This is a genomic window from Natrinema versiforme JCM 10478 (assembly GCF_000337195.1).
GTDB classification, from domain to species: domain Archaea; phylum Halobacteriota; class Halobacteria; order Halobacteriales; family Natrialbaceae; genus Natrinema; species Natrinema versiforme.
Window position 1 is genome coordinate 1 of sequence record NZ_AOID01000036.1, and the last position, 21,447, is coordinate 21,447.

General features: G+C 52.6%; 22 protein-coding genes and 4 pseudogenes. 15 read left to right on the plus strand and 11 right to left on the minus strand.

Annotation, left to right across the window (positions count from 1 at the left end; translation table 11 throughout):
- Positions 1-176: 176 nt before the first annotated feature.
- Both C489_RS12735 and C489_RS22620 read right to left on the minus strand, forming a co-directional pair.
- A complete protein-coding gene (locus C489_RS12735) occupies positions 177-2,639 on the minus strand; it encodes a hypothetical protein (protein ID WP_006431694.1) in 2,463 nt (820 codons plus the stop codon).
- A gap of 268 nt (positions 2,640-2,907) precedes the next feature.
- The gene (locus C489_RS22620) at positions 2,908-3,147 is read right to left on the minus strand and encodes a hypothetical protein (protein ID WP_006431695.1); all 240 of its coding nucleotides are present in this window, start codon (positions 3,145-3,147) and stop codon (positions 2,908-2,910) included.
- A 623-nt stretch (positions 3,148-3,770) separates the two neighbouring features.
- On the opposite strand from C489_RS22620, the pseudogene C489_RS23055 reads away from it, so the two are divergent.
- Together C489_RS23055 and C489_RS12745 are read left to right on the plus strand one after the other, a co-directional pair.
- Positions 3,771-3,932: pseudogene (locus C489_RS23055) on the plus strand (TFIIB-type zinc ribbon-containing protein); the annotation flags it as partial.
- A 147-nt stretch (positions 3,933-4,079) separates the two neighbouring features.
- Positions 4,080-4,694, plus strand: coding sequence for a transcription initiation factor IIB (locus C489_RS12745; RefSeq protein ID WP_006431696.1), 615 nt, complete (start codon positions 4,080-4,082; stop codon positions 4,692-4,694).
- A gap of 117 nt (positions 4,695-4,811) precedes the next feature.
- Here C489_RS12745 and C489_RS12750 read toward each other — a convergent pair whose 3' ends face one another.
- Entirely contained in the window at positions 4,812-5,099 is a 288-nt protein-coding gene (locus tag C489_RS12750; protein WP_006431697.1) for an amphi-Trp domain-containing protein, read from the minus strand.
- A gap of 251 nt (positions 5,100-5,350) precedes the next feature.
- Here C489_RS12750 and C489_RS12755 point away from each other — a divergent pair, with 251 nt between their 5' ends.
- The gene (locus tag C489_RS12755) at positions 5,351-6,289 is read left to right on the plus strand and encodes a SprT family zinc-dependent metalloprotease (protein ID WP_049890831.1); all 939 of its coding nucleotides are present in this window, start codon (positions 5,351-5,353) and stop codon (positions 6,287-6,289) included.
- On the plus strand, positions 6,282-6,500 hold the full coding sequence (locus C489_RS12760; RefSeq protein WP_006431699.1) for a hypothetical protein: 219 nt from the start codon (positions 6,282-6,284) through the stop codon (positions 6,498-6,500). The genes C489_RS12755 and C489_RS12760 overlap by 8 nt, the downstream gene beginning before the upstream one ends.
- Before the next feature lie 528 nt (positions 6,501-7,028).
- Here the strand turns inward: C489_RS12760 and C489_RS20880 are convergent.
- On the minus strand, positions 7,029-7,298 hold the full coding sequence (locus tag C489_RS20880; protein WP_083902813.1) for a hypothetical protein: 270 nt from the start codon (positions 7,296-7,298) through the stop codon (positions 7,029-7,031).
- Positions 7,299-8,085: 787 nt separating this feature from the next.
- On the minus strand, positions 8,086-8,499 hold the full coding sequence (locus tag C489_RS12770) for a response regulator (protein ID WP_006431701.1): 414 nt from the start codon (positions 8,497-8,499) through the stop codon (positions 8,086-8,088).
- A gap of 209 nt (positions 8,500-8,708) precedes the next feature.
- Here C489_RS12770 and C489_RS12775 point away from each other — a divergent pair, with 209 nt between their 5' ends.
- On the plus strand, positions 8,709-9,023 hold the full coding sequence (locus tag C489_RS12775; RefSeq protein WP_239642056.1) for an ArsR family transcriptional regulator: 315 nt from the start codon (positions 8,709-8,711) through the stop codon (positions 9,021-9,023).
- Positions 9,024-9,142: 119 nt separating this feature from the next.
- Here the strand turns inward: C489_RS12775 and C489_RS23235 are convergent, their stop codons facing one another.
- Together C489_RS23235 and C489_RS20885 are read right to left on the minus strand one after the other, a co-directional pair.
- Complete coding sequence (locus C489_RS23235; protein WP_449289384.1) at positions 9,143-9,340, minus strand: DUF7511 domain-containing protein; 198 nt, start codon at positions 9,338-9,340, stop codon at positions 9,143-9,145.
- A gap of 13 nt (positions 9,341-9,353) precedes the next feature.
- Positions 9,354-9,590 (minus strand): UPF0058 family protein, encoded by a 237-nt coding sequence (locus tag C489_RS20885; RefSeq protein ID WP_083902814.1) that lies wholly within the window; start codon positions 9,588-9,590, stop codon positions 9,354-9,356.
- A 68-nt stretch (positions 9,591-9,658) separates the two neighbouring features.
- Here C489_RS20885 and C489_RS22625 point away from each other — a divergent pair.
- Positions 9,659-10,207 (plus strand): annotated as a pseudogene (locus C489_RS22625) (hypothetical protein).
- 339 nt (positions 10,208-10,546) lie between these two features.
- Here the strand turns inward: C489_RS22625 and C489_RS23060 are convergent.
- Positions 10,547-10,699 (minus strand): hypothetical protein, encoded by a 153-nt coding sequence (locus tag C489_RS23060; protein WP_006431703.1) that lies wholly within the window; start codon positions 10,697-10,699, stop codon positions 10,547-10,549.
- 162 nt (positions 10,700-10,861) lie between these two features.
- Here C489_RS23060 and lrp point away from each other — a divergent pair, with 162 nt between their 5' ends.
- Positions 10,862-11,326, plus strand: coding sequence for an HTH-type transcriptional regulator Lrp (gene lrp, locus C489_RS12785; RefSeq protein WP_006431704.1), 465 nt, complete (start codon positions 10,862-10,864; stop codon positions 11,324-11,326).
- 21 nt (positions 11,327-11,347) lie between these two features.
- On the opposite strand, the gene C489_RS12790 is transcribed toward lrp, so the two are convergent.
- Positions 11,348-12,196, minus strand: coding sequence for a MarR family transcriptional regulator (locus C489_RS12790; RefSeq protein WP_006431705.1), 849 nt, complete (start codon positions 12,194-12,196; stop codon positions 11,348-11,350).
- 241 nt (positions 12,197-12,437) lie between these two features.
- Between C489_RS12790 and C489_RS12795 the strand changes: the two genes are divergently transcribed.
- Complete coding sequence (locus tag C489_RS12795; protein WP_006431706.1) at positions 12,438-12,761, plus strand: hypothetical protein; 324 nt, start codon at positions 12,438-12,440, stop codon at positions 12,759-12,761.
- 362 nt (positions 12,762-13,123) lie between these two features.
- Here the strand turns inward: C489_RS12795 and C489_RS12800 are convergent, their stop codons facing one another.
- Together C489_RS12800 and C489_RS23065 are read right to left on the minus strand one after the other, a co-directional pair.
- Entirely contained in the window at positions 13,124-14,524 is a 1,401-nt protein-coding gene (locus tag C489_RS12800; protein ID WP_049890834.1) for a Cdc6/Cdc18 family protein, read from the minus strand.
- Positions 14,525-15,775: 1,251 nt separating this feature from the next.
- Positions 15,776-16,099 (minus strand): annotated as a pseudogene (locus C489_RS23065) (type B DNA-directed DNA polymerase); the annotation flags it as partial.
- Positions 16,100-16,405: 306 nt separating this feature from the next.
- Between C489_RS23065 and C489_RS12810 the strand changes: the two are divergent.
- The 7 genes and pseudogenes from C489_RS12810 to C489_RS12835 form a co-directional block, all read left to right on the plus strand.
- A pseudogene (locus C489_RS12810) lies at positions 16,406-16,967 on the plus strand (SOS response-associated peptidase); the annotation flags it as partial.
- A 397-nt stretch (positions 16,968-17,364) separates the two neighbouring features.
- On the plus strand, positions 17,365-17,652 hold the full coding sequence (locus tag C489_RS12815) for a hypothetical protein (RefSeq protein ID WP_152423162.1): 288 nt from the start codon (positions 17,365-17,367) through the stop codon (positions 17,650-17,652).
- Between the two features lie 55 nt (positions 17,653-17,707).
- Positions 17,708-17,908 (plus strand): hypothetical protein, encoded by a 201-nt coding sequence (locus tag C489_RS21605; protein ID WP_006431713.1) that lies wholly within the window; start codon positions 17,708-17,710, stop codon positions 17,906-17,908.
- A 543-nt stretch (positions 17,909-18,451) separates the two neighbouring features.
- The gene (locus C489_RS12820; RefSeq protein ID WP_006431715.1) at positions 18,452-19,444 is read left to right on the plus strand and encodes a ParA family protein; all 993 of its coding nucleotides are present in this window, start codon (positions 18,452-18,454) and stop codon (positions 19,442-19,444) included.
- Positions 19,444-19,869 (plus strand): hypothetical protein, encoded by a 426-nt coding sequence (locus C489_RS12825; protein WP_006431716.1) that lies wholly within the window; start codon positions 19,444-19,446, stop codon positions 19,867-19,869. The genes C489_RS12820 and C489_RS12825 overlap by 1 nt, the downstream gene beginning before the upstream one ends.
- Positions 19,870-20,854: 985 nt before the next feature.
- The gene (locus C489_RS12830) at positions 20,855-21,157 is read left to right on the plus strand and encodes a DUF7508 domain-containing protein (protein ID WP_006431717.1); all 303 of its coding nucleotides are present in this window, start codon (positions 20,855-20,857) and stop codon (positions 21,155-21,157) included.
- The gene (locus C489_RS12835; protein ID WP_006431718.1) at positions 21,124-21,441 is read left to right on the plus strand and encodes a hypothetical protein; all 318 of its coding nucleotides are present in this window, start codon (positions 21,124-21,126) and stop codon (positions 21,439-21,441) included. The genes C489_RS12830 and C489_RS12835 overlap by 34 nt, the downstream gene beginning before the upstream one ends.
- The last annotated feature ends 6 nt before the right edge of the window (positions 21,442-21,447 follow it).

Genomic DNA, 21,447 nt, shown 5'->3' on the forward strand with positions numbered 1-21,447 from the left:
GATGGAACAGCAGCAAAAATTCTTCCGGGATACGATCAATTCCGATCTGCTGTTTTTCACCGATCACGACCGATAGCTGGTATCAATCATCGGCATAGGTTCTTGAGGAAACCGCCGCTTTTCATGTAAAATACTCCCGGTAGCTATTTTCAATGAGGCGCACTTGTGGATACCACTTAGGTCTCACGACCCGCAGGTGAGTAGGGCCGTAATCGATCATCACCCAGTTCGCTCGCTATGCGTGTGACTTTCCGGTCGATCTCGTCAATCTGCTCTGTTGTGATCAGCGCGTAATTTTCCCGGTCCTCTGTTATCGTCGCGGCTTCGTAGAAGAACCGGTTAAAGTCAGTTACCAAGTCCCCTTTTCCTTGGTACTCGTACAGTTCTCTCTTCAGCTTAAATAGCTCAACCAGCGCTTCCAGAGTCATAAACCCGATTGTCGTCGTCACCTTGTCATCGGTGAAGACATCAAAGTGTGATCGGATACTGTCCGCCATGGAGCGGAACTTATCCTCGTCAAAATTCTGAGAGAGAAGGATATGGGCATCCAACTGATTATCACCTGTTTTGACTTTTAGCCGCTCCCAATCGTTATCGTGCAGGATATATCTCGTTGCCTGGTCTTCTTCGCTGGGAGTGAAATTGTAGCCGTCCTCTTCATACGATAGCTTTGCGTCAAATGAGAGAACGCGGTCCTTGTCTCGGTTCTGTTGAGGGAAGATCACCGCGCCATCCGATTCCCGCTTGTTTTGCTTACCCCACCGCTCAGATCGTTTAAACACATACTTAGCCAGATAAAATACCTGTTTCTCGAAGTAGTTCCCAGATCCGAAATATTCCTTGAGACGGTCTTTATTGTTGCTGACTGAATCGATTTCGTCGGTGATCGCCAGATACTTTTCCGCAATCTTGTTCGCTTCGCGTGACTGCGCAGCGATCCGATCTTGCACACCGGTCACTGCGCTATATACGGCATTCCCAACGAGTTTATCGGTGTCGGCTTGCTCGTTGAAGAGCAGATCGTATAAGGTTAGGCTCCCGTATCCCGTGAACTGTCGCCCCGCAGACTTGCCATACGTGACGTAAACACCTTCCAACATGTAATCATTGAACCGCTGGAGCCGTGCACCGCTCCCGGTTGGGGCAAAAAACACTTGGCGTCTGCTGATCAGATCCGCATCACCTCTATCACGATGAATCTTCACATCTGCCTCGGAAACGCGTTCTTTGGTAAGTTCTCGAGTAGTGGTCTCAAACGAGAGGAAGTCGACGCGATCGTGGCTCGGTGAAATGTTTTTCAGCGCGTAGTTGATCTTTGTCGCAATCGCATTGTCCGTGACTTTGGTCTTTGTGGCACGAACATCCGTGAACTGTTCCTCGCCACAGTCGTTGCACTCCTCTGCGTCTGGATCAGCTTCATAGCCACATTCTTGGCATTTCTTCTCCTCGACAAGTTCCAGTTCATCGTCGTCGTCTGTTTTCAGCACGTCGTCGACAAACTCCTGAAGCTCGTCGGGCAACTTATCATAGAACAATTGATAGGCGTCGTAGTCCTCACTGAGGATCTGATTCAATAAGTAGCGCTTATCCGCAGAACCGTACTCATAGATGGTGTCGAACTCGATATCGGCAATGGTCGCAAACCGGCGTTCAAACCGTTCCCGTTCCTCATCCGTCTTCCGAGTGGCCTCGGAATTGAAGAGGAACCCGTCGCGACGATGGGTCAGTTCGATTTTGTGGCGCCCCCCATAGACGACGTCTTCGACACGAAACGAGCTGAGACCGGACATCCCACCGGCCGGTAAATACCCGGACTCATGGAGTTCATATAAGTCATCTTCCAGCCCCTTGCTATTTTTAAGGCTCAAGTTGGGCCGTGACGGGAGTGCTGAATCCGTGTAATTTGTCTCGATGATTTTGAAATGTTCCCGGAAGGTGCTTTCTTGTTCGGTCAGTGCTTCATGGACGCGATCAGATACGGACTCTTGCTTCCGGTTCGGTTCCACAGACTCGGCGGTCGTGTTCGCCCGTACTCGGTCAACGATCTTTGACCGGCTTTTATTAGCACCCCTCACGACAAAACGGCCGTCATCGCTCTTTTTGACGATGACCGGCTCGGTTTTCAGGAGTTTTCGAGCGGTTACTTCGCTGTCCCGGACCTCTTTATCAATCGCACTGTTCCCGGGCCAAAGGATATCATAGTCGCCATTGACCTCTTCCCGTACTACCGTCCCATCTGAGGAAAGCTGTGACAGAACGGACTCAATCTGGTCACAGTCGAATTTATCCTGTTTTTGCTTGAGCGACCATTGATGGTCCACGTAGAGAGACCGCATCGCCTGGCGGACCTCGGTATCAGCCTTGGCCTGCACCGTGGACACAAATATCGAGACAGTCTCGTGCTCTGCCTCAATAGTCTTCTTCTTTCCTTTGGCAAATTCGTACAACAACGCTTCAGCGATCGTCTCGGGCCCATCGGCCGCATCATCGTCTTCCTCGCTATCCGTGTCATCGTCTGACTGCTCTGATTCAAATTCTTCTTTCACTTCCTCCCAGTCAACATCTAACTTGTACCAAAATTCATCATCAGAAAAGATCTCGCCCCTCTTATCGCTTTCCTCAGAAACATCTGTAGCCATGGGTTACCGAAACATGATATTGGGAGATAATAAACCTGCGTGAGGATTATATCGGTATGACGGCGGAAAGAAAGTAAACGATACGTGCGCACATCAGATATTGTAGAGATACTGTCTTTTTCCATTTTCTCCCGCTTGGTCCGTCGATCGTAGTGTTTGTCAAGCATACCTTCGGGAACATTCGCCCGGTTTCTCACGGTTTTCGTTGGCCACTCTTGGTTCAATGCATATGTGATGCTACCTCGCTGAAGCGCGTGCGGGCTCACGCTCAAGGGGCACTGTGATGCCCTCTCGTGGTCAAGTGCCGTAAGGCCAGCACGTGGGGACGAGTCGCGTATTCGTACGTGTCCAGGTACTCCAAGATTCTCTCGGCGCGGTCCTGCCCCAGCATCACGCCCCGGACGTTGTCCTTCCCGGTCAGCAACGGTGACTGCACCTTGATGTGCAGATTCTCCTTGACAACATCGATCGATTCCAGCCATTTCACGAACACCCGGACGGTATCCATCTGGGTCTTCTCGGACGCCGATGACAGGTTGCCCTCTTCATGCCGCCGGAGCCGATACTCCTACAGAGACTGACCGGTCAAGTCGTTCAGGTTGTCGATGCCTCGTTAGTCGCACCAGCGCACGAAGTGACTTAACCAGGAACTGTGGGAGTACAGTGTTGCTTGTGTGACCTCGCTGTCGCGATGGGTCAGATACAGGTCCAGTGCGGTTTCGGGGTCGATCGGTTCCAAACTCATTGATCTGACACACGGAACCAGGCTGACATCTGTCCACAAAGCCGTCAACGGACCACGGCGATTCCTCGTGCCGCAAGGAGAATCGCTCCAGGGGGTGGACAAGCCTGCAGGACCCTTGAGGGTTGAAGCGATGAGGAATCGGACGACGACCGCGGGAAGTAGGGAGGTTTTAGCAGGATCTTTGTAGGGTTGGTCTGCCTAAATATTTGAAATTTATAATCGGTTATGTAATCTAACTCGAACGGTTATTCGCTGGTCTATAGTAAACCAACTCTTGCGAGCATGCCGCTCTCGATTTCTTCCGAGAAGGTCTAAAATAAACTAGTAGTGTTTATCGCCCCAGAAGCGGCGAAGGGGCTGATCAGTTGTCCTCTTCGGAGTTATCGATGGCAACGAGAGAGATCTACACGACCACGATTGACGAAGACGTCCAGACGACTGCAACTGACTGCCCGGACTGTGGCGGCAGCGTTCGAACGACTGACCGCGAGACGATCTGTGAGGACTGTGGACGTATCCTCGAGGAAACCCACTTAGACCGAGGACCAGACTGGGGTCGATATGACGAGCAGGGATCCAAGAGACGGACTGGCGCCCCGCTGACACCGACACGTCACGATCGAGGCCTCTCGACTGAGATTGGATACAAGCGAGATGGAAACGGAAATACCCTCTCGAGTAGGAAGCGCCGACAATTGAATCGACTGCGTCGCGAACAGTCCCGTGCTCGGTGGCAGTCAAAAGCCGAACGGAACCTCGCCTACGGTCTCAGTGAAATCCGGCGGATCGTCGCGAGTCTCGGCCTCGCACAGAGTATCCGGAATCAGGCGTGTTCGCTGTTCCGAACGGCACAGTCCGAACAGCTCTGTCGCGGACGATCACTCGAGGCGGTGGCTGCAGCCAGTGTCTACGCCACGTCTCGGTGTAACGGACTCGGACGATCACGGGCCGAAGTCACAGCCTGTGCACGCTGTGATCAGCAGAGACTCACCACTGCCTACAACGCGATGAACGTCGAACTCGAGTTACCGACACAGCCGATTGCAGCAACGGATCGGATTCCGAGGCTTGCGACAGAACTCGAGGTTCCAGACCACGTGCGTCGACGAGCGCTCGAGCTCGCACAGAGGGCACGCGAACGCGGACTGACGATCGGCTGCCGGCCGAGTGGCATCGCAGCGGGCTGTCTCTATCTCGCTGCCCAGCGCGTTGGCTTGTGTCTCTCGCAACAGCGGATCGCCGATATCGCAGGCACATCACCGAACACGCTCCGCAACCGGCGAGACGAGTTACTCGAGATTGATACCTGAGCCAGATATAGCAAACCAGAGGAACGCTTGCAACCAGTAGTTGATAGTGCGGCTTCTTTATTCAGATATCTGTGTGAGAATGAATTGGGTGATTCGGTAACTACAGATGCGGAGTGACTACTCGATTTCTAACTGACCACTTTTGTTGCCCTCTCCACCATCGTTCTCGTCCCATTCGAGTTCGAATTCGATACTGCGTTCAGTCATGTTGCCAGCCGGACCTTCGCGTTCAGCTTTGACCTCGAAGGTCGGCCGGGCAGGGGGGTTCAGTGTTACAGACTCGGAGCCTGCTTTCAGGTTGATGGGGTCTCCGCTTTCGAGATTGTCCGCGACTTTCCGGAGGTACGATGCAATCTCTTCTCGACTCTGGTCTCTCTCTGATTTGAACAGGACTTCTTCAGGCATACAGGAGAACGTACACAGCCTGCACCGATAAATGCGCCCGCTATACTGAGCGGTCACAACCTTCGCAATTCGAGCCGAATCTCGTGCTACATCCGCGCCCTGTACGTAACGCGATCTTCATTGGACCTTCTGAATAAGAAAAATAGCTACCATCTACTGTAGCGGAGTTGCTCGAGCGCTCCTCGAGTGTGTTTTTCTTCCCCCGAAGGGGTGAGGGGCGTTCCAGAATGGAGCGTCCGTCGTCACAAACGATGGCTCCAAGTGACTGTTTGCAGGTGTCCTTCGATGATTCGGACACCAGACGTGAGGAGATGCAGAGTACGATGGAAGCGTGGGTCGAAGACCTCGTCGACGAGGTCGACGACGCAGTCTCGAGCGACGAATTTCAGCGGTGGCTCGATGTACAGAGCCGCTTTCACGACTATTCGCATCGAAATACACTGCTGATCAATCGCCAGTATCCCAATGCGACCCGCGTCGCCGGCTATCGGACGTGGCAAAGCAAATTCGACCGTCATGTGAAAGAAGGTGAAAGTGCAATCTGGATCTGGGCGCCGATCATCGCGAAGCAGTGCCCCGAGTGTGAGAACTCACCGTCGTACCACGATCGAAGCGATTGCGAATACGATGAGACACCGCCCGAGGAGTGGTCGAAAGGGCTTGTCGGCTTTCGACCAGCACCAGTCTTCGATATTTCCCAAACTGAGGGGGAGCCACTACCCAACCTCGAGACCGAAGCGACTGGAACCGCCGATGAGCTACTGCCAGCGCTGCTCGAGGCAGCCTCGTCACTCACTGTGGATGTGGAGGTCGTCTCCCGAGACGACTGGCCTCACGGTGATGCCAAGGGCGTCTGTCAGTACCGATCGCCTGCAGAACGACCACTCATCGAAGCACGTGACCGTGAGAACAGCGCCGATCTCGCTGTGACGCTCGTCCACGAGTACGCTCACGCGCTGTTACACAGTGGCGTCGATGACGAAATTGAACGGTCGAAACGCGAACTCGAGGCGGAAGCAGTCGGCTACATCGTTGGACGGTACTTCGGGCTGGATACGAGCGGCTCGGCGTTCTATCTGGCCGCATGGCAGGGCGAAGACCCGGAAGTGATCTTCGACCGACTCGAGCGGATCAGTTCGACCGCTGGAGAGATCATCGATGTCGTCGACGAGGTGATCCCAAATGAGTGAGCAGGAACTCCTCTTCGAAATCGTCGACACGCTCGAAACGGCAGGTCTTGATCGTGACGAGTACCAACTTCACCGAGTGATCCATGTCGAAGCACTTGAGCAACTCGTGAACTCGGCCGGTCCGCACACTGAACTCGAGATCAGATTCTCAGTTGGTGAGTTTCGGCTCTGCGTGACGCATTCCGATGTGCAGGTCCTTCGTTCAGAGTAAGAAGACAGTTGAGGCCCCTTTCTCTGTGTCATTGGAACGGACCGTTAGCGATCAGTGGCAGGTGACCCGCGACCACTATAGATGCGTATCGATCAGCGTCGGATAACGGAATAACCACCACTTCTATATATTCACTTCGTCTCGTTCACTCTATCGACGATGAAGGATCAGGGTAGTACAGAGGAGGTTTCCATCCGCTGTACAGAATGCGGAGCCGTCTATCCCGCGTTTCGGCTTCCTGATGGGACATTGACGCGGGCCAGTAACAGGCCATCTTGTCGGTGTGGAAGCAATTCATTCGTTGAATTGCAAAGTGAGGACTGACTAGGCTACTACCTGTATTCCTGGATTTCCGTACCCAATTATGAGCCATCGGCTTCCATTCTCAGTTATACGCTTGACCAAGGCGGGTTGTTTTTTACTGCCAGAACCAACACCGGCTGAGTACTATCGGACTTGAACAACCGATGTGCGATATCAGACATTACCCATCTTCTGAAGTGGGCGGTCACCTCCCGAATTGTGTACTCACACGTCTGTCTCTGGTGTCGTCACACGGAGTTCCCCATCAACCGCATAGACGTACCCTCGCTCAAGTAACCGAGTGAGTGCGTGGCTTGCGTTTTCGGGTTCGAAAGATAGAGTCTCAGCAGTGAGAAGCACCGTGAGCGCTTTCTCTCGAGGGACCGACTGGACGCCTTCTTCGTCGGCTGAAGTGAAACAAGACGTACAGAGGACATCGTACGTGTCCATGATCCACTCCGGCAGCGGCGACCGCGGATCAATACGATCGTTCATATCGCTTTTCACAATCGTCGGTAGTGAACGGCTTAAAAATATCCCCTATAGCAACTAGGACCGTTACCGCTGTGAGATGCCTCTCAAATTTGAGACGGGATCGATAGACTGTACATGAGGGTGTCACAGAACAATTCGAATGACGTTCCTTTCGATCTCTTTGGACTAAACTATCCGTTCACTATACATGCGAACTGAACAGTATACTATCCAGTCAAAGATACAGTGGAAGCCAATCACTGTCTCTCCCCTCTTTTATACAGGGTGATGCTGGTAACAGGGTTAATACGCATGGATATGCTACCTCCGCAAAATGGGGGTACTCAAAACAATTCGTGAATGCGTGGGCGGTGAGAGTAGAACCCTGCATGAGTGCCGAAATTGTGGGGAGAAAATAGGGAAAGACACTGAGAGATGTCCCTGCTGTGGAACGACTGAGATTGCTCACTACGAGTTCTGACTAACGGAGTCATGTTGCTGCCGCTGTTACATAGACCTCCTATACTGATCGGTAACTACAAATGCGGCTGAACACCCCATTCACTCTAAAACGAGGCGGAAATATTCATACAGCAATGCTCTATGCAGAGGCGGTACTGAACACTCGAGAGAAATCAAAGAAGTACGCGACGAGAAGGAATTGCACCCTCGGCACACCCGTGGCACGGGCGTGTGTTACGCTACACCACCGTCGCACTGGCTGCAACGGTACTATCGCACGTATCAGGAAAGGTTATTTACCCGATACCGATGCGTAAACCGCTATCATCTCGTTGTCAACTTCACATCAGTCAAAAATGCTTGAGCGAACGAGAGCCATAAATTCTTCAGGATCAGCAGGTTTGGTGAGAAAATCGTTTTTATCAAGAATATCCTGTTCGAGATTGGTGTATTCCTCTTGTGCGCTGCTTATGATGATAACTCGAAGGTCTTCCAATTCGGAACTACTTCGGATTTCATCGAAGACCTGAACCCCATCTACTTTTGGCAGGTTCAGGTCGAGAAGAACGATGTCGGGGCAGGGGGCACCGGTAAACTCGTTACGTCGATGGAGGAAGTCGAGTGCTTGCTTACCATCATTTGTGATATGAAGTGTACTATTTGTCTCGTGAAGGGTTTCCTCAAATAACCGAACGTCTCCGGGGTTATCCTCGACCAAGAGAATTTCTATGCCAGTTTCACCCCCTCCCCCCTCATCCATGTCACCCATCTTTGAGTCACAGTGCAAAAAGAATACGCATCGGTTCCGCTTGAGTCTTTATTGACGAATCCTCTTAGTGGTGATAGTAACTCCTGTACTTACCGCTGATATACGTCTGCGGACAGATCGAGTGTTTATTCACCTACAGTATCACACCTACCTTTCTTTTTTGGAGTGACGCATTTGGCTACTCCAATCATAGAGAAACCATGACCAATATTGATGAAGTTTTTGACACATTCGCTAATGCGCAACGACGACGGTTGCTAATACATATGTTGGAACACAATCCAGAAGATGACACAAAAGCCTATATCGGAGATATGGACGTTGATGACGGCGAGTTAGAGGAATTACTCATGCAGATGACCCACATTCACCTTCCAAAATTAGAAGCGGATGGATTCATAAACTGGGATAAAGAAGAACATGTAGTCACAAAAGGACCGAATTTTGACGAAATTAGACCACTTGTTGAATTGTTAAATAATCACGAGGATGAACTGCCTAACGGATGGTTGTAACTGTATTGCTTCTATATCCAGATCCTCTTACATGAATAATCAGTGATATATGTCGGCGATCAACTCTCCGATGTCAATTTTGTGCCTCGCCGACTCTTCTGCCCCTCTATGCTGGTCCTTCATTGACTATCCTTCAGTGGGGTATAATCACCCTCCTTGGCGAGAATCCACATCGTTTCGAGTTCTTCGTCAGTCGCGACCGATGGGTAAAAAAGGCATTCGTCGACAGAACTTGGATTACCTATTACAACAGCGTTCAATTCACCACGTCCAGATGCCCCTTCAATAGTAGGTGTCATATTATAGCAGTATAGCATATTCAGAGAAGTGTTACGTGGCTGGTGGAGGGTGCGTCTGAAGGGATTGGTCGAACCCGTCCAATAGTAGGTGAATTGCGTTCATGTGTGCGTCTTTCTGGCGATGAATATGGGACGGACGAATCGGTTGTGCATCGTAGGAAACAAATGCACCGTATGGCACGTTGCCCTCCCGTTCAAGGTACTCACGTGTTTCGAAGAGCAACGAATGAAGGTGGATGAGTTCTTGGGTTTTCACGCTATAATGCACTTGCCGAGTTACACGGTGTTTTTCGCGCCTGAGGGCTGAGGCGCTTTCACCTGCGCCTCGAAACCCCCATAAGTACAGATCAACCGATCCACCAAGAAAAGCACCACGAGCGTCACGAGTACAGCGGTAGCAGTGACCGAGAGCAACACTACTCCGGAGACACTAAACGAACTCATCGTGATCGACAAGTGGGTCCCAGGCACGAAGCCAACACCCTCTGACCTCGATCTCACTGACAGTCACGAGTATCGAACCCGCTACTAGCGCTGTCGGGAAACTATAGCTAGGAACGAAATCATCGCGACGAGTTCCGGGACCAATGCAAGACGCCAGCACTACCGACCCCACTCGAGGAAGGTGGCTACTCGATCAATGACCCACGAACTCGCCGTGCATTGAGTGAGGACATGGACGTCCGCTTTGCCACGGCGGGCGCTCTCTATGAGGTCGTGAGTGAGAGTGGACATACCTACGAGGTCGACATCGAGAAAGAGACGTGTAGCTGTCCAGATTTCGAGCAGCGCCAGCCAGATGACGGCTGCAAGCATCTTCGGCGTGTCGATCTCGAGATTCGAACTGGGCTCGTTCCTGCTCCGGATGGAACATTCGTTCGATAAGAGAGGTATTCGCTCATTCGAGGGAGTTTATCTCCCCCAGAGGGGTGTAGGGGACGCGAACAAAGTCCACTGTACAATGCATGAAATCAAGATTCACAGCAACAGCGCCCGGCAGCGCTGAAACGATTCGATTCCTGAAACGAGGTATCAGGAGATGACTGACCGCGACGAGTGCCGAGTACCAACCTGTACAAGACTTGCCCGTGATCAGGCAGGGTACGCTGGCCGCTTCTGTTCAAACAGGTGTGAGATCCGCTATGAGCACCTCCAAGCAGACGCTCGAGACGCCGCTCAGGAGGATGCATACTAATGCTCGAACCTAATGCTCGAACAACGCGATCACCGGGCAAGCGTTTCACGAGCAGTGACGACGATGTCGTTGCCGACGAGAGAATCAACCGCTGCCGTCGAGCAGTTGCCCTCGAACGGCAGGCCCACGAGGAACTTCACGAACTTGAGCGTGCGAAAGCGGTTGCTGGTCCAACGGTACAAATCCCGACGTCAAGGTGCTCAAATGGCAACCTTTGAATAGACCCTGCTATATGCATCACTTGCCGCCAGTTGTCTAGAATAAATCCCTGTAGAGGATACGCTATTCAGGTGCGAACTATCTATTCGAAAACTCCTAGTATAAGGAACGGTTCAAATCCTACAATGACGTACGAATACCTCGACGAAGACCTAGTAAATGAACTGCTCAAAGACGGACGATCCAGCCTCCGCAGCCTCGCCGAAGAACTCGACGTCTCCGTCACCACCATCTCCAACCACCTCTCCGACCTCGAGGAAGACGGAGTGATCGAAGGCTACACACCGATTATCGACTACGACAAAGCTGGATACGATGTCACCGCCATCATGCAACTCAAAGGAGAAGGGAACGCACTGCTCGAGATCACGGAGACGCTGAAGGATCACCGCCAGATGATATCGGTCTACGAGGTCACGGGCGACTACGACATCATCGCCATCGGGAAGTTCAAAGACACGGACGACATGAACGACCAGATCAAACAGCTGATCACCGATCCCGACATCAACCAGTCGAACACGAGCATCGTCCTCAACGTCGTCTCAGAGAACGAGCAGTTCGAGCTCGAGACCGACGGCGACAGCTAGAAAGTTCGCATCTATATCTGGCTATCTTAGCTCGTCGTACTTCTCGAGGTAGCGGAGCAAGGCGTCGATTTCGTCTTCAAGGTCATACTTCACCGCCTGCTCTCGAAGATCCTCCTCGTCGACATCGACGTGGCTGAGCAGGAGGAGACAGTACGAGCGGTGGCGGCTTCCGTCGTCGATCAAGAGGGTGTGACAGCAGAGCTCCGCCGGCGAGACTGCGTCGAGTTCCTCGGAGTAGAAGTAGTATCGGTGGCCGGTGAGCAGGAACTGGAGGTCGAAGGCCGCGAACCGAGCGAGGCCAGTTTCGTGGAATTCCCCCGCGTCGATCTCCGTCTCGGCCTGGGCAAGGAATTCGTCGTAGTCCTCCCAGAGAATCGTGCCCTTCGGGGCGACGGCTTCGAGGCGTTGGCGATGCAGATGGTGTGCGAGTTCACGTGCGAACTCGTGGAGGCGGTCGAAGTCGGCGTTGAACTCGTAGTGGCCGTCGGCCGTCCCGACGAGACCACGGTCACAAAACCGCTTGAGGACGCGGTTAACCGTGTTGCGGTAGTTGTCGCTCCAGTCGGCGATCTCGGAGACGGTTCGCGGCTGGTCGAGGTAGTACAGCACCTCAAGTGCCTTGCCGGTCAGCAGCTCGGGGAAGTCAATGTGGGAGTGCTGGCGGACGAGATCTTGGTAGAGTTCGATGGCGCGAGCATCCGACGGGACGACTCGTTTTCGCCGCCCGTCGCGTTCTGTGTAGACGAGCCTCTTCTCAACAAGGTCGCCGACGGCACGGGAGAGGTAGCTCTCGCTGTGGTCAAGCTTCGTCGCGAGCTCGGAAATCGTGTCGCCGCGGTCGACCGTGGCGAGGACCTCGAGTTCNGGCACGGGAGAGGTAGCTCTCGCTGTGGTCAAGCTTCGTCGCGAGCTCGGAAATCGTGTCGCCGCGGTCGACCGTGGCGAGGACCTCGAGTTCGATGCGCCGGAGCACGGTGTAACATAGTACGAAACTTGTATATAAAGAAGTTTCGAGTAGTGTTACAGTCAGCAGACACAAGAACCGCTCAAGTCATTTTAACCAACAAAACTATGGATTAGCGGGTCGTGTTGGTTAACACGAGAGTAGCTGATGTCCTACGAACCCCCGACCCCACCGGCGAACCTCCCGACTGAGATCGTTAACACGCTCAACGAGTTGGACCCGGAACGGCTCCGAGATGTTGCTACGTACGCCGAAGCGCTAGCCGAGCACAAGGAACGCGAGGCTCGTCTCGAGGAGGCAGCAGACCAGGACGAGGTAGAGGAGCGACCGGGCGACCTCCCGGACGATGTTCCCTCAAAAGCGACTATCACGATCAAGGAAATCAACGATAATCGCTACTACTACTGGCAGTGGCGGGACGGGGACAAAGTCCGCTCCCAGTACAAAGGCCCGGTCAATTCGGACGAATAGAACTCGGGGAGAGACGACACCCACCCCACGTTTCCGTTGTAATTGGTTGGTGGGGTGATACTGAGATTACGGAGACCACACCTCCCGCGTTTCTGTCGTTTCTCTACGACATCCCCATCATTGATGGCACTAACAACGATAAAATCGTAGGACACACCCCCCGTTTTCGAGCTGTAAATGGGAAAGGGCGAAAAGAAAGCATATCACATCCAATAACACGTCGAATTTCTTAGCTCCCACCCCCCGTTTTCGAGTAGTAACGAGAAATTCCGACGAATGACACCCCCCATTTTCGAGTTGTAACACATCTCCTATAGCCCAAACACCCCCCGTTTTCGAGTAGTAAGTATACGGAGCTGAGACTAGTCCTTGTTTCGGAACTGCTTCAGCCGTTCGCGTACAACCGCGCTGATAGTCGCATCTTCATGAGCTAGGTCTCCGAACCGTGAATCCTCACGAATCGTCTCCATGATCGTTTCCGGATCCTCAGACAGGGAGAAATACATATGCACTCCTCTACCTCGACCCTTGCCTCGGCGCTCGAAGTCTAACACTCCGTACGTGCTCTGCTCAGTGACGTGGTTTACGAAAGTCTCGCGACTGTACTGATCCGTATCCATCGTATCAGCAATAAATTGGTACGTCTTGAACGCAGGTCCAGCTGGTATCCACTCAGGATATTCTCTTGCATAATGGGCAGTGGCCGACACAGCGTAGATTGAGAGTTTCTTTTGGGTCGAGATTCCGCTGATATGGCGGAGTTTACGATTTTCAGTGTATTTCTCTTGAGCCTCACGGACATCAGTCTCGGTGACCGTGTCAGCACCACGCCGTTCCGCTAATTCGCCAGCCCATCTGAGGAGATCAATCGCTTTCCGCGCGTCCCCATGCGTTTGGGACCCGAACGCAGCAACAAGCGGAATGACATCATCCGCAAGTGATTCCGGTTTGAAAGCGTCCCGCCGGTTTTTGAGAATACTACGGAGCTGCGTCGCGTCGTAATCGTCGAAGAAGATATCGTCAGGATTGTAGGAACTCTGTGCACGGCTGTTGAGATCCTTCATGAAATCGGCATAGTTCGTGATGGTCGTAAGTGAAATCGGACCATCAAAGTCAGCGAGTTTTCGAGCCCGAGAAAGCTGGTAGATGAGAGAATTGTATTCTGCCTCCTGGTACGGTCCCTCGAGCGTATCGATCTCATCGAGGATGAAGATGACACCGTCGTAATGCTCACGCATTAGTTCGTACAGTCGCTCGAGCTTTTGATCCGTTGAGACCCCGGTTTGAGGAACACCAGGATCAACACCGAGGTCGTCGGCAGCAGCTTTAACTAACCGATAGACAGCACGATCTGCTGTCTTCGGCCCCTCGCAGTTGATAGAGAGGACTCCGAAGGTCTTACCTTGTGACTCACACAGTTCGACGATCTGTTTACAGACTGCATGAATGATGAGCGACTTCCCAGTTCCAGAGGGCCCACTCAAGAGCATATCAGGGATACCTTGATTCTGGAGCACCGGTTTGAGATTATCGACGACACGACCCAGTTGGTCATCACGACCGACGATACGGTCCTCGTCAATGATAGTATCTGATCGAACGAGATCTTTGCTCGCGAAGACTCCGCCGGACGACTCAGTTTGTAGCCGATCGCGGATTGAGATGCCACCACCGTCGTTGTTTGTTGCCTTTTGAGATGAATCAGTAGGATCCGATTCATTCTCGAACGTCGTTTGTGACGTATCGGGAGACTCTACATCCATCGACTCGGAATTTTCAGGATTAGCAGAGGAGGACTCATGATCCTCTTCACCTGCTGGATGATCCGATCCTGTTCTACGTCCCTCTCGTCCCATTATGAACCACCTCGAACTCTGGGTATAAAAATATGGACCCTTGTGGAGTTGTAACCAGGCGAAAACAGGCTATTTAACAACTATATCCGCCCATTCTCGGAATGAGGCTGATACCGTCTTCGGAATCTATCACCCACCATTATCGAGTTGTAACGCATCCTCAAGGATCTTCATCATCGAAATCCTTGCATGACCCAGACCCCCCGTTTTCGAGTTGTAAGAGGTTGAGTGATGGTGTCATATCTATCACAGTTTTCCTACCACCCCATTTTCGAGTTGTAAGTACAAGTGAGTCGAATTGACCACAGAAGTAAAATCCAAACTATATGGATTTCGTGAATAAAGTCCTATGTGAGATAGCTCGTTCCACACACCCCGTTTTCGGGTAGTAAGCACCAGAATCGTCGCAAAAGGACGACGCTCGCAGGTTCAGTTCACGGATGCCAATAATATCAGCCTACATATATCATGACTACTGGATCCGATTTGGGTATCTTGAACACACTACCCCCTCCCCCCTTTTTCGAGTTGTAAGTCGTTGAGCACAGATCACTCAAAACGCCGATCTGGGAGAAGTTAGGTTATTAGAGTGGATAGAGAGGCCCTGAAATCCCATTATTTACGGAGAAGAGCGTGTGCTCTTTGAAATTCTAATCATCTAGCTTTAGCTAGATGATTTGTTTTCTCGTCCTCTAGTGCGGTTGTGGTTAGAAGTTCTTTATGATAAACTTTTCGCATCACTAGTTGCAATCTGGTAAATCACCTTTTCAAACCTCCTATTGCGTGTATCTGCTATAATCGACTGTTTCACTGCCCCTTCTACTTCTCACCCCACCCCTTCGTCACGAGTTTACAACTCGAAAAAGGGGGGGGGGGGGTTCGCCAGAACCAGTCTGTTATAACGACTACACGTGTATCATCAAGTCCGCGTCGAATGAGGTTCCGATCCCAACCTAATCCCATTGAGTAGCTTGAGACACGATTCTGCTCGACGAGTCGCTCCATAGCAACGTCACCAGAATGGAGCGCTTTGATCGCTCTCTCAAGGTGACCGAACACCACTTCTGGGGATTGCGTTGCATCAAGACGCTCGAGATAGTCTCGTTGGATGTCTTCAATGAACTCCGGGGTCGACCGCTGACGATCCTCAATGCTTCTGATCTTGAACTCGTCGACGCCGGCGGTCGCGGCCATCTCGTACAGTGTCGGGATGATCTCGCACGTTGAACAGACCAGGATATCTAGGTTCTGATCTTCGAGGCAGTACCGAAACTCCCCCGAGAAGTTGACGTTGAAGCACGCGAGGTTCCTGACTGGATATGCGTTTAGCTGCCGTGCCTGCCGCACAAGTGGGGTGATGCGATTGATGTGTACGACGTCGACGGCGAGGACCGACTCCTCGTCGCGACGGAATCCGGTTCGTCGGGTCACCAGTCTCTGAGTGATGAGGATTTCCGACGCATCAGGATGTTCTCCCATGATGTAAGGTGGAAGAACCCATCTCTCAGGGTGCGACAGTACGTCAAAGGGCCACTCGATGTCGTGGCGGCTCAGATGCCTAGTAGAAACGGGAGGTCGAATCCACCATTCCAGAATCCAGGCTGAGTTGCCCGATTTCTCTCACCGCTCGCTTGTTCCGAGAATGTTTCCAGAATGTATTGGTCTGGACTGACAGCGTTAACCAACAGATCCGCTCCTCATGTGACGAATGTTGGTTAAGGCCCGAAATGTCGCCGACTACGATTCTGCGCGACCACGTTGAAGATGCTCTCCACCGAACCCGACGGTATGTGTGGACGTAATTTGCTCTTCACCGAGCAGGACGACCTCGAGGCCCGGTTCGATGCGGAGGTTGTCGCGGAGGCGGCTATACACCCCGATACAACATTGCGCCAGGTGAGGACCTACACATCATCACAAACGAGGCTTCCGACGAGATCGACGTATACCATTGGGGCCTGATACCGTTCTGGGAAGGGAAGATGAGTCGGAGGAGGGAATCACCAACGCATGCTCGGCGACAGCCGACGAGAAACGTGTTCTCGAGCGGGCGTGGGAATCCTGTCTCTGCCTCGTCCTCTCGTCAGGGTTCTACGAGTGGAAAGCACCGCATGGCGGGACGAAACAGCCCTATCGGATTCACCGCGAGAATGATCCGGCGGTCGCGATGGTTGGCCTCTAGGACATCTGGGAGGGCGACGACGAGACGATCTCGTGCGTAACGATTCACACGACGGATCCGAACGACGTGATGAAGCCTATCCACGACCAGATGACAGTCGTCCTTCCGAAGGATGCTGAGTCAGACTGGCTCACCGCAGACCCGGATACCTGCTACGTCAAATGCAAGGATTGTGATTCCGAGTTGAACGTAGAGCAAGAGAAGCTCACTACCTGTCCTCACTGCTACGGCGAACTGAAAGAGATCTATGAGGAGGAATCTGACCCATGACTTCTGAAACGTCCGACACGGAACTCTATCTCGGATACTCGAAAGGTGAGCTTCGCCATTACGACAGTACAGTTCGAGATCTTCTCCGATCAGAGGTTGAGATCGATGTCCTTGGTGATACGCTTCCGTTGCCAGACTCAGACCAAGACAGTCGGGGACTTATTGAATACGATCTGGCTGATCTTGGTCCCAAATCCGATCTCGAGGAGATCCAGTCCGCTCGAGGTGGTCCGAGTATCTGGTGAACCGTCTGAACACAGATAGAACAATATTCCTGAAGTACACACCAAGCACTATGATCGGTTCAATCCCTCACCCACTGACCCCAGAGATCGCCGAGAAGATCGAAAGTTCGCCGAAGGTTCTCGAGTTGCACCCAGAAGTGATGTCTCAGCGTATGTCAACGGGTTCGATTATCCCGGCGTTTTTCTTGATGACCGAAAACAGCGCATGCGCTGTCGTCGAAAACGAATCTCAAGACGGCTATCGACTGTTGACCAAAGGCGAGATTGAAGATGAAGATATGGTCTACTCAGATCTCCAAGAATGGTGCGAACAGAATGGATACCAGGAAACACACTGACGAGTCCTGAGCGGACCTATCATCTTTATATTGGCCATCTGTGTCTACTTTGTCCATGGAAGAAATAGAGGTCGAACTACCAGACGAGAAAGTAGAGCAGATAGAAAAGTACGCGGATAAATATGATGTTGACCCTTCAGTCGTCTTTTCTGCTATAGTCGAAGATGGTATGGATGAAGTTGATAGGATTGCTGAGGAGTACGATATGACCCCTGGTGAGGTTTTGGTGGAGCATTCTCCCGAAGATTTCGATTAATAGCCCGGACGGATTGTGCAGCCAAAAACGACTCCCTGAGCTCGGCGTAGCGTGGGCAACGACCGCGCCGAGCTGATCTGAGACGATGATTGTCTGTCGCGTACGAGGACGCGACATGAGACGCTATCACACGCGCCGTTATCAATCTCGTGGCCCGCTTCACTCGCAACGTGGTGTGTCCCAAGCGCCTGTCACCACAATGGCTATACCTCGCTAGTCGAAAGTCGGGCATGGCCGTCACGTCTGCCGATTGCTCGAGGTCGACACTCGTGTTGCTACTTCGGGAACCATCACGGTGGGGTCGTTTGTCAGAGGCGCGTTGCGTGGGGTCTGCCCGATCGGCATCTATTGCCGTATTACTGGCGTCGGAACTATCTTACTCGTAAGTAATATCGTTTTATTTGGATATAACCGCAAGATGGCGTCGTTACAGACGACTGTAACAGATACTTGCAACAGACACCTGTACCAGATGACTGTACCAGAAACCTGTACCGACTGTCTGAAACAGATTTATGTATGTCTTGACTGTACGCTCTGTTGATGATAACTGCCGTCGTCTACTCCGAATCAGGCGGGACGTTCAAAACGACCACCACGGCGAATCTCGCGGTCGCCCTGGAGCGGATGGGGCTCGACGTATGCGTAATCGACTTAGATCCCCAAGAAGGCAACCTGACGAGCCTCTTCGACGTGGGGGAACATCGCAGCGACCCCGAGGCCGATAACCTCGTCAAACACATTCTCGAAATGCCCGACGGCGACTTCGAGGACCTAATTGAGACCTCCGAAGAGGGTGTCGACGTAATCCCGAGCCACGACATGCTTGGGGACTTCACGTCGAACCTCGAGCAAAAGATCGCCTACGAGACGGGCATGAAGAATATGAACCGCGACGAGTTCCCGCGGTTCGAACTGCTTTATGACTTACTCTGGAACGAACAGCAACTCCAGGACCAGTACGACGCCGTCCTCATCGACCCGAACGCTCGCGCGGAGGACCTGCTGTATAACGCGATCTACGCGCTACGAACGCTCGTTGCGCCAGTCAAACCCGCAGGGAAGGGTAACCTCAGTCTCGATGGACTCGAGGAAATGGTTGCGAACATGAGTGACGAATTGGATATCGAGGTTGGCCTGTCGTGTGTCATCCCGACGGCGATCGGGCAGACGAACGCACACACCCAGTACACCAAGCAATTCAAAAATAACGAGATGTATTCGACGCCGGTTGCGATCCCCGCTCGTGAAAGTCTTATGGACGCGATGTGGGAAGCTCGCGGCTCGGCGTACAAGGTGGTCGAAGAGCGGTGGAAGACCTTCGAGCAAGACGATGAAATGGTCAGTGAACCAGGTACGCGTCGGGTCCGCGATCGCGAACTCGAGACGCTTCGGGATATCTACGAGCTGGCTGCGTTCATCGCGACCGAAACCTTCGATACTGAGATTGACCCACAGCTCACCCTCGAGATCGACGACCACGGCGAGCGGACGTTCACCGTCGGTGACGACGCCGAACGCGAGGTGACGGCCTAATGCCGATGAAAAAGGGCTCGGGAAGCCTCGATTTCGGTAGTGATAACGACGACTCGAGCGAGGAGACCTCCGACGACGAACCTCAACAATCCGAGCCGAGCGAGGGCGGACGTGGCGATTACGACGTCGATCAGACCGATCCAACGCCGACCGAAACGGAATCCGAACCCGACGACGGCCACGAGTATCCGTACTTCGTCCGCCGGAGCAAGGTCGGCGATGAACGCGACGAGCGAATCGAAGTCCATCTTCGGACCGACGTGAGTAATCAGGAGTCAGCGTTTCGCAACGATCTCGCCGATGCGCTTGAAACAGCCGACGTATCGAAAACAGACGCACGGGAGTTCGCACTGAAATACGCCTTCGAGAATCCCGAGGGCGTCGCCGAGTTGATGCGTGAGGAAGGGTACGGTGCGACGGACTAACCCGACTACAACTCTCCTAAAAGCTGGCTCGCTAGCCTCTAACTGTCCTACGTTTTCAGACTGGTTCAACGGTTACTATCTCTCCCTGAGGACGATGCACGCTTTATCCACCGACGGATGGTATCCGAGTGCTTGTAACCGAACGAACCGCCAACTCCGAATACGATACCGAGGATGGTTGCCCACACAATCACTCCTTGCATATCTTCAGACATGACCGTCCCCGTATTCAATTGTCAGGGTGAGGGTAGGGTGCCAAAAATCGGACTGCCAGAGCGTGCCGCTCACGTTTCTAATTTCCTTTATTACAAAGCCGGCCCGCTGGCCGACTGAGCGCGCCAGCCTCGAACTTGCTGCTATTGTGTAGACAGACAGAAAAATTCTATCGTATATGTCAAATATTTAGTAAATACCACCGATCCTGTGGCGAGAGACAACGGTAGTGTTTGCGAGAGCGGTCTAAATCCCATCTGGGAATTAAATACAAATGTCTATAGAAGCAATAAAATATAACTCCTTGCAAGGGCAAGCACTATCATATAGCTACGGACGAAGAATACGCCCATCCTATTCCAATCTCCGTTGCAAACCGAGCCGCGAGATACTATTCTATGCCGAAAGGTGATCTTCATGAACTGCTCGAAAAGATCGACGATAGGGACGATTTGAGAAACGATCTACAGGCCCGTTCCGAGCGGTCAGAGAAATTTGAAGTTCTTAAACGTGGCTGGAATGCAACGTACTATCGAGTTGCTAGAGGGTGGACTCGTAGATTCGACACAACACATTTCAATGCGACTAACGCACTCAATCAGTGCTACGATAGAGCTGTAACCGAGAAAACGAATGCCCATATCGAAAATGGAGAGGGATTCGTCCTCTCAAACATTCGCGAATAGGACGAATAACCCCCACGCCGTACTCTCTTTTCTACATTCACCACGGTACCAGTAATTTAAATACTACCACATATCAATAGCGGTGTATGCCAATCGCGAAGAATTGGAGTGAGGCGAAGAAGTCGCATATCAAGGAGAAGGCTCCGTCGAAGAGCGGGGTTTACGAACTGAAGTGCTTCGGTGAACTGACGTACATCGGCCATTCGAGTGACATTCAGAGTCGGTTACTCGAGCATCTCTCTGAGAAAGATCCGAACTACTACCGCTTCGAGACGGCGGGCTGGCTCTCGAGTTCGAAGAAAATGGAGGACAAACACCTCACGCGATACGAACGCAAACACGGCTCGTTGCCAGCGTGGAACGACAACGATACGCGGGCGAAGCGATAAGGGCACGTCATGTCTGCCTCCAGAACCGCTCGCTGCCGTGGCCGATCGCCCCCGATCGCGACGACGAGTGGACCGTCTCGACTGTCGCTTGCCGGACGACCAACCATGACGGTGCGGCCGTCTGTGCGGCGACCGGCGAGACCGTCTCGCTGTCCGAGACGCATTTCTACGTGACGTTGCGCCGCGAGAGCGAGCATCGGTTCGAGCCCGCGGAGTACGACGAATTGAGCGTTCGCGAGGGGGCGCTCGACGAACTGGACGACTGGCTCGAAGACGGAGAGTAGACCAGT